The organism is Xenorhabdus sp. BG5 (assembly GCF_015163665.1).
Lineage (GTDB): Bacteria > Pseudomonadota > Gammaproteobacteria > Enterobacterales > Enterobacteriaceae > Xenorhabdus.
Map to the genome: position 1 here is coordinate 1 of NZ_JADEUG010000056.1, position 8,247 is coordinate 8,247.

The 8,247-nt window shown below is 49.4% G+C and carries 7 protein-coding genes and 1 pseudogene; all 8 read left to right on the forward strand.

The genetic code is table 11. The features are described from left to right. The first annotated feature begins 632 nt into the window (after window positions 1-632). The 8 genes and pseudogenes from IQ209_RS17505 (at window position 633) to IQ209_RS17540 (ending at window position 8,141) form a co-directional block, all read left to right on the forward strand. Complete coding sequence (locus tag IQ209_RS17505; protein ID WP_193852472.1) at window positions 633-2,516, forward strand: SAM-dependent methyltransferase; 1,884 nt, start codon at window positions 633-635, stop codon at window positions 2,514-2,516. A 442-nt stretch (window positions 2,517-2,958) separates the two neighbouring features. Then, window positions 2,959-3,543, forward strand: coding sequence for an antirestriction protein (locus IQ209_RS18825; RefSeq protein ID WP_339378911.1), 585 nt, complete (start codon window positions 2,959-2,961; stop codon window positions 3,541-3,543). Between the two features lie 101 nt (window positions 3,544-3,644). Then, entirely contained in the window at window positions 3,645-4,112 is a 468-nt protein-coding gene (locus tag IQ209_RS17515; RefSeq protein WP_228005967.1) for an antirestriction protein, read from the forward strand. 119 nt (window positions 4,113-4,231) lie between these two features. Continuing rightward, window positions 4,232-4,774: a hypothetical protein gene (locus IQ209_RS17520; RefSeq protein WP_193852474.1), complete on the forward strand. Its 543-nt coding sequence runs from the start codon at window positions 4,232-4,234 to the stop codon at window positions 4,772-4,774. A 16-nt stretch (window positions 4,775-4,790) separates the two neighbouring features. Next, entirely contained in the window at window positions 4,791-5,096 is a 306-nt protein-coding gene (locus tag IQ209_RS17525) for a TA system toxin CbtA family protein (protein ID WP_193852475.1), read from the forward strand. Between the two features lie 90 nt (window positions 5,097-5,186). After that, window positions 5,187-6,110: a DUF1281 domain-containing protein gene (locus tag IQ209_RS17530; protein WP_193852476.1), complete on the forward strand. Its 924-nt coding sequence runs from the start codon at window positions 5,187-5,189 to the stop codon at window positions 6,108-6,110. Between the two features lie 116 nt (window positions 6,111-6,226). Beyond that, window positions 6,227-6,916 (forward strand): annotated as a pseudogene (locus tag IQ209_RS17535) (N-6 DNA methylase). 214 nt (window positions 6,917-7,130) lie between these two features. Next, window positions 7,131-8,141 carry a TraI domain-containing protein gene (locus tag IQ209_RS17540; protein WP_193852477.1) on the forward strand — a complete coding sequence of 337 codons (1,011 nt, stop codon included), beginning with the start codon at window positions 7,131-7,133 and terminating at the stop codon, window positions 8,139-8,141. Window positions 8,142-8,247: the final 106 nt, after the last annotated feature.

An 8,247-nucleotide genomic window follows, 5' to 3' on the forward strand; every position in this document is an offset into this window, starting at 1 on the left:
ATATGTGGCAGCTAATCAAAAAAGTTAAGATTTTTTTGAATGCCGCTTCAGCAACCACATGGAAAGGAATAGGAAATATGAAACTCTCATGATTATGAAAAGTTATATATAACCTAATGGTTAGGTAAAAGATAATCATATTGTTTTCGCTCTCTAGCTTTCTGTTAATACGACAGAAACGTGTTTATTCATGGTTATTCTAAAAGTAATGTAAATGTAGTGGCATTATTTAATTTTATAAAGTTTCATAGTGTAATCATCGACATGTATATCAATAGTCCGGTCGTGGGTCTCCATTGTCGTTTAATACCCTATTTTTGTCTGCAGCTGATGAGTTACGGTCGGTGTATGAAGTCGCCAGTCCAGCGGTAAACAAGCCTCGAAGTCAACTGGCGAACGCTAGCGAAATTCTGCGGAACAATATCGTTATTAGTAACTTATTGATTTTGTGAAGTTGTAAACCTTTGCGTTGGAAAATACCTGTTCAAAGTCGTTGGTGATCGGTGGGAAAGGGAGTATGTATATGGTCACGATCAAACGCAATGAGAAGGCCGATGTGGAAAGAATGGCGCAGTTGCTATTGAAGCTGGTTATCGGACTTGAACAGTAGGATCATTAGTGAGGATACATATATGTCATTACCAACGAAACAAGACTTAATTGACTGGCTCCTTAATAATCCTGATGAAGTTCGTAACGTCATTAAGGGGAAATTGCAATATGAACCGACACGAACCCGCGATACCTCCCTTTTTGTATTTAATGATGGAATGTATTTCGATGGTCAACTGTATCGCCTGTGTGTAAATCTCCATCACACTGGAGTATTAGGCCGTGTCTGGCTCAACGGTATGGAGAATGTCAGTGTAAATCAACATGAAAACCCCGCTGCTGATATCATTGGTAATCACCTGCGGGAACTGAGCAACAATGTGTTTAACACAGATTTCCCAGTTGAAGGCGAAAATCCTTCCGAACTGGCGGTAGCCGCAGAAGTGGAAATTGTTGACTCAGTGGCGTGTTCAGCCGCGAGCAACACCAAAAAACAGTTCTACCTGGAGGAGCAGGAGCTGAGCGACGATCCTCAGTGGCAAGTGGTAGTCGTAGCCTTGGAAATTGATGCACCTGAGGTGGACTCAGCCGCGAGCAACACCACAAAACAGTTTCAGCCCTTCCGTCCTCAGCCTCTCCGTGGAGCCAGACTGAGCACTCTGGCGACCGAGCGCTCAGGGGCTACCAGCACCAGACCAAGCAGCATTGCGCATGCGTTCGGGGTTCGCCCCGGTCATCTTGTGATTGTTGGTTCAGGGATCAAAAGTTTGGCGCAACTGACGATGGAGGCCGTGGGCCATATTAAAGCAGCTGATGAAGTGTTTTATGCTGTAGCGGATCCCTTGACTGAAGCTTTTATCGAGAAGAACGCCAAAAAAGCCCATGATATGTATACCCTTTACGATGATGGCAAACCGCGCCTCCAGACGTATGTCCAGATGGCAGAGGTCATGTTGCGTGCCTTGCGCCAGGGGAAATATGTGGTAGGGGTTTTTTATGGTCATCCTGGTGTTTTTGTTAACCCTTCGCACCGGGCCATTGCGATAGCTAAAGAGGAAGGATTCCGTGCAGAAATGCTCGCTGGGATTTCCGCCGAAGATAATCTCTTTGCCGATATTGGCATCGATCCCTCACTTCATGGTTGTCAGACCCTTGAAGCAACCGACTTGCTGCTACGTAAACGCATCTTGCTTACCGATTCGCATGTTGTGATTTTTCAGGTTGGTGCCGTTGGCAATCTCGGTTTCAATTTTAGTGGTTTTAAAAATCAACACTTTCAGGTGCTGATTGACCGTCTGATAAAAGAATATGGGCCGCAACACGACGTTTATCTGTATGTCGCACCAAGCATAGCAATAGCGAAGCCTCTGGTTGAAAAATATAAAATCGCCGATTTTCTTAAACCCGAGGTTGTAAAACAGGTAACGGGGATCTCAACGTTTTATTTGCCACCAAAAACTATCCGTGAGTCTGATCCTGCCGTCGGTAAACTTTTGGGTTTGAAAGTTCTCGGTAATGTGGGGTATGCCGGTCCCTACACTCCGGGCAAACCTTACAGCGAACGCGAACTTGCTGCTGTTTCAGGACTGGACGGACATACCATTCCGGAGAATTATAAACGCACGCGAACAACATCTAGTATGTTCGACGCGCTAGCACAGCTTTCACTATATCCCGAAATGAAAGAAGAATGGCTGCGTAATCCACAGGATTTCTTACAACGATTCGAGGGACTCTCTGCACAAGAACATGCCGCGATTATCTCGTCTCAGCCTGGTCGGATACGTGCAGTCATGAAAAAAACGCCTCAGCAAGTCGTGATGGAAGGTAATAATGAAGATACGATTCAGGAACATGTCGCAGAATCTAACCCCGGTGGGGATCCGGTAGAACCATTAGAGGTACCGGCCCAAACAGCAGAAGCAGCAGAATTAGTCATAGGGGATCTTCTGTTGCATAAATAACGTGAAATCAACAAAAGTTATGTTGATTTTTTAGATAGCCAACAGATAAAAGGGTTCTGTCGAGGGCAAGCCAATGTCCTTGAACCGTACGATTTCTCTTTTATGTCATGTATAAGTCTGGACACAATCTGTCAGTTTCATTGCTACAATGTGATTAAGTCTGGCAGATTGCCCCAAATCACTTCTGTCCAGAAGTGAGTTAGTGCAAGTTGCCTGATTTGGTCACACCATAAAATTGGATCGGGTAGATTGCATTCTAATCAATTCAAATAATGCCATCGCGCTTCTGACATTATTTTTTTGTCTCGGAAAATGAATTACGTATTGACCTTATGATTTCCGTTCACTAGCGTGGTCAGACTTATCGATGATCCGGTCGCTTGTGAGGATCGCCTTCGGGCAGCGACACCATACTCCCGTAGCCTGCAAGGGAGTACACACTGTGTGGTACATCTGCCCACCTTTGGAAGCAGATATCATCGTTGCTGATGATGAAGGTTATTTTATCCACCCTGGCATAACGCCAGCCACCCAACGGGGAACACGTTTCCCGTTGGGCAATGTGTTCTCCGTTGTTTTTAAGGAGTCCACAATGCAACAAAACGAAACCGGGACACCGGTGCATGCTGCACCGGCGTCTGAATTGTCCCCTTTTGAGGATGTTTTTCCGCAAACCAGCCCACTGGAACGGATGCTGCTGGAACACTCGATCATTAAAGCAGCGGTCACGCTGTGTGAGGATTACCGGTGTGATACATGGCAGTGCCGGAAAGTGTCGGACAACATTGCCTATGCTGTGCCGACACGCGCTGACACGTATAGGGTCAAAATTGAGACTACGGACTTTAACGGCGAAGTATCAGCGGATACGTTCGGGCTGATGGTCACCCTGAGCGTACTGGGCTATCTGACGGTACTGATGAAGCAGGATGAAGTCGCTGAACGGTTTTGTGATTTGCGGGCATACGCGCTGCAACATCCCCAGGCCCCGTGTATTCGGGCGGCTCTAGGTTTAGCGGGGGCATGACGATAATTTAATCCATTCTGGCATGACGCCAGTCACCCGGACGGGGAACATGCTTCCCGTCGGGCAGGGTGTTCTCCGTCTTTTTTTATTGACAGGAGAACATGATGCAAAAAAGTGAACTTATCCTGCTGGACAGTCCCGCGCTGTCTGCGGCATTTCCCAGCAAAAAACCGCTGGAGCGGTTGTTTCTGGGGTTTCTGATTGCCAACACCGCCTCACAGTTATGTGGTGAATCTCAGTATGAATACTGGGACAGGCGGGATGTTTCTGAACAGCTGACTTATCTGGTGCCGACATCCGCCGCCACGTATTCTGTTTATTTGCCGAACAGTGCGTTAACCCTCACGCTGTCTGCCGATGCGTTCGGGCTGGCGGTGACGACAGCGGTGTTTGCCCGTATCGCGGTACTGGATGAATCCAATGAGGATGCATACCGGTTCAGCGAACTGCGTGAATATGCGCGGCAACACCCGGAAACTGAACTGATACGTGCAGTACTGGATTTAAGCACGCCAGATAAGGTGCTGAGTCCCTCATTAATCCGCAGTGTCAATAATAATCATAACTGACGTTATCAGCCCATGATGCTGTTAACCCTTTTCTTAAGCGCCTGACCAGGGAGCCGAAAACACCTTCCCGGTCTCGGGCGGGTGTTTTCTTTATTTGACCTCAAATCAAGGAAATACAAATGAACCCGATTTTTTTACCGGCACCGGATGACACCGGTACGGTATGCCATGAAGAGCTGTTTACTGTTCAGGTCACCGGCCTGATGCAGCCCCCGCACGCGAGACAATCACTGTGGGAAGAAACCCTGACCGTGTGCGAAGCGGCCTCGGTAACCGAAGCGGTGCAGCGCCTGAAAGTTATCCATCTGCTGGGTGACTGGCCGGTGCCGGAGACTTCATCTGACCCGTTTAAGTGCATTTTTTTCCCGCTGACCGTCATGATTTATGACGCCCGGGATGAAAAAGTGCTCGGTGGCCGATGCTATGACGAGATTGTCTGGGCGCAGCCGGTGACACGGGCCTCAGAACGCCTGTCACTGGAAAAGCAACAGCAGCAATTGTGTCAGTCAGCCGTGCTTGAGCAGGGCTGGCAGAATACAAAGTCTGCCCGGGCATTGTGGCATAAGGCGCATTTACTGTCGCTGCATGGGGTTTCGCCCAGTTATCAACAGTGCCGTGAAGTGCAGGATATTCTCCGGCACGGCACGGCAGTTAGCCTTTAACCCGTGAGGTATGACGATGGCACCTTTACGTTTAACTGCCTGGCAGGTGATTGCCGGTACGCTGCTGAAGCGGCATTTTGGCCTGAACCTGGCTGATACGGCACTGTGTGAAGCGGACACGGTGGCTGAACTGATGGCCCATGGCGTTCAGCCTTTTGAAGCCATTAACGCGTTAGTGGATAAATACGATTTAACCCGGCTGAGTGCGCAGGGTATGAGCAGTACACCGTATCTGGGTATTCATGATGAGCTGAGGGTGCTTTTCGACTGCGGGATTACCGAGGCACTGCTCAGTCAGGACAACGAGACACTGTCCGAATAACCCCTTTTTTTAATCACCCCTCGGGGGAATGGTGCCCTGATGGCGCGGTTCCTCCGGTTTATGCTTATTAATCCAATGAGGAACCTGACCATGGCAGAATGGGTTACCAATCAACTGGAAATCACCGGCAAGTCGGTGTGTATTGACGTCATGCAACAATGGGTCTGCGGTGAAGAAATCCCCCGTTACCGTCAGGCCGTGCTGCAAAGCCTGCGGCTGTTTCTGGCCGGCTGTGCGGGGATACTGAAACCCACTAAACCGCAAACCTATACACCGTATCCGGCGTTAGTCCGTGGGACAGCGGCACCGACGGCGCAGAATCTGGCTTTTGACCAGTGGCTGACATTGTTGCAGGATAATGTGCCGTTAAACAGCGATAACATTAAACGGATAGATAATCTGTACCGCCAGTCCAGTCTGAGCCTGGTGCGCTGGGAAAACATTCCGGCGCCGGCGCGTGACATTATCGCCCGTCTCCTGACCCGCCAGTATACCGACTGGTTTGGGATGGTGAGCTGGTCTGAGACACCCGATATCGGCGCGTGCTGGGATAAGCTGAACGTTTATCCAGAGTCGGCGCAGCCCTGCGATATGCTGATGATAATGCCGACTCGGCTGGCGACTGAAATTAACGGTCACAGTGGCTTGCTGAAAGGGATTGCAACTGCGGCGCAGTTTTACGACGGACAATACGGTATGGAATGGCCGTTGGGTCACCATGTTCGCTGGGAGCGCCGGAATGTCAGCAGCTTAACCGTGCGTTTTGACTCCCCGTGGGCACCGCCTTCGGCTGAGCTGATGGGCGAGCTGTCATCGGTGTTTGACTGTGAAATTCGCCACGGGTACAGCGAACCGTCAGGCCAGCTTAATGGCTACGATTGCTATGACCAGGGCGAGCATGTGGACAGCGGTAACGGGCAGTCAGGACAGGAGAACCGGCCGGCGCTTTATCTGGTCAACGAGGAAAAGCGGGAGTTGAACCTGCCCGTGCCGGCCATCGCCGTTGGGCAATAACGCGTTGTTTAATTCATCATTCATTGATTGTTTTATCTTCACTTCAACCGAAAGGGAAAACATTTTCCCTTTTCGGAACGTGTTTTCCCTTTATTTTTTTGCAAGGAAAACACGTTATGGCATCTCGACCCGATCATCAGAAAGAGTTTATTTCTCTGTTTAACCAGACGGCGCGTTATCACCGTCGTTATCAGGTTTTTCAGGATTTTTGTAATTGTGCGATGGCCGCCATTCACAATAAATACTGTTACAGCGAGGCGCTGGAGCAGTATTACCTGAAAACCATCAAAAAGTAAGAAAAAGAAGATGTTAACCGGATTGTGCAGCTGTTTTCCTGTACCGTTCTTGGGTTGGCGCAGGCACCCTGTGATTTTCTGGGCAATGTGTTTATGCAGCTGGGATTGGGGGATAAAACCCTCGATCAGTTTTTTACGCCCTGGAGCGTGGCCAGAATGATGGCAGAGATGCAGTTACAGGATGTCTCTGAATTATTGAAAACCCAGCCCTTTGTCACCTTCCATGAGCCTTGCTGTGGCGCGGGCTGTATGACTTTAGCTGCTGCTGAGGTATTAAGAGAACAGGGACATGATCCGTTATCAAGCCTGTGGGTCTGTGCCATTGATATTGACCCGTTGGCCGCAGTGATGGCTTACATCCAGCTTGCCCTGACCGGCATTCCGGCTGCGGTGACTATTGGGGATGTATTGAATGATCCCGGTAGCAAACGGACACGTTACACGCCCGCCCATTATCTGGGTAACTGGTCTCAGCGGTTACAGGCGTATCAACAGCCCCAGGTGGCATAAATTCCCTTTTCACTTTGGCGCCTTTCGGGGCGCTTTTTCTATTTTCAAATCACATTAATTTATTGAATTTATGATGAAAATTAAGGTGATTCGGTAAGTGAATCCATGGATGAATCGAGTCAGTTTAATTTTCATTTCCGCAAAAAGAGTTTTTCCTTGTTCCAGACTGGGATTCACCGACACTGAGTCCAATTTGAACCGAAGGAGAAAAACTATGTTTCAGCGTTTTAAATCGCATTTTATCCGTCAGTCTGCTGCACAGAAAAAATCATCTGCACTCCCACCGGAGACCATTCGTGATTGTCAGGGCTATTTCCAGCCGCAATCGGTGGATGAGTTGTTGGCCACCCCGCAGCGCCGTCAGTACCTGCAACAATTATGGCAAAACAGTGCCTTGCCCGAAGGGCTGTATCAGCGTTTTTATCTCGCACCGATTAAACAATTGCTGGGCAGTGTGCAGCAAGTACCCGCCACACCGGAAGGCGACTGGTCAGGGGCTGGGGGATTTGCTGACCTGACACTGCAATTTACCACCTGTGCCGTGCGGTTAGCGAAAGGGCATTTATTACCGCCGGGGGTGGCACCGGAAACGCAGGCTGCCCAGAGTGTCTTATGGCAGGCGGTAGTGTTCTGGGCAGCGTTGTTTTATCACCTGCCGTTGTTGCGGCAACTGGAAGGGGAGCTGGATGACGGGCATTTTTGGCAGCCGGGTGTCTGTAACCCCGGTAACCCTTTTCGTTTCCGTTTTCGCACACCGGAAAATGCCCTGACGGTGCCACAGGAAGCCTTGCTGGCCGCCAGTTTGTTACCGGAAAAAGCCATCATGTGGCTGGTTTCCGTACCGGAAGCCTGGCACTGCCTGATGTTGCACCTCAATGGTTGCCCTTCCTCCGTCCCCCTGATTGACGCGTTGCTTCAGGACGCGGCCGGGCAGGTGCATTCACCGTGGGTGAAACAGGCGGTTTTGCCAACGGCAGCAGAAACGGCCCAGACTTCCGAAGCTGACGCAAGGCCGGAAACCCAATCAGCTGCTCCCGCAACTGCAATGAAAAGTCCCTCTCCATCGACGGCGGATGATACCCGGACGTTATTGTCATTATTTCAATCCAATGATGAAGTTTCATTGCTTGTTAATGCAAATGAGAATGATAGCGATTTGAAAATAAGCAAACGCACAGGCAGGCCGTCAGAAAATGTTGCTCCTGCCGGGAATGAGTCGCCATGATATTAACAATGAAACAATTTTAGTTTGTCATTAATTTTAACGGAATGATTAACGGCTTTCTATATTGAAAAGCCGCCGGGTTGGGTTGCTGATAACAGGAAAAAAA

Bases quoted from the DNA above. Each gene is read 5' to 3' on its own strand.
- IQ209_RS17505 (WP_193852472.1), top strand. From the start codon at position 633: ATGTCATTACCAACGAAACAAGACTTAATTGACTGGCTCCTTAATAAT.
- IQ209_RS17515 (WP_228005967.1), top strand. From the start codon at position 3,645: ATGATGCAAAAAAGTGAACTTATCCTGCTGGACAGTCCCGCGCTGTCT.
- IQ209_RS17520 (WP_193852474.1), top strand. From the start codon at position 4,232: ATGAACCCGATTTTTTTACCGGCACCGGATGACACCGGTACGGTATGC.
- IQ209_RS17525 (WP_193852475.1), top strand. From the start codon at position 4,791: ATGGCACCTTTACGTTTAACTGCCTGGCAGGTGATTGCCGGTACGCTG.
- IQ209_RS17530 (WP_193852476.1), top strand. From the start codon at position 5,187: ATGGCAGAATGGGTTACCAATCAACTGGAAATCACCGGCAAGTCGGTG.
- IQ209_RS17540 (WP_193852477.1), top strand. From the start codon at position 7,131: ATGTTTCAGCGTTTTAAATCGCATTTTATCCGTCAGTCTGCTGCACAG.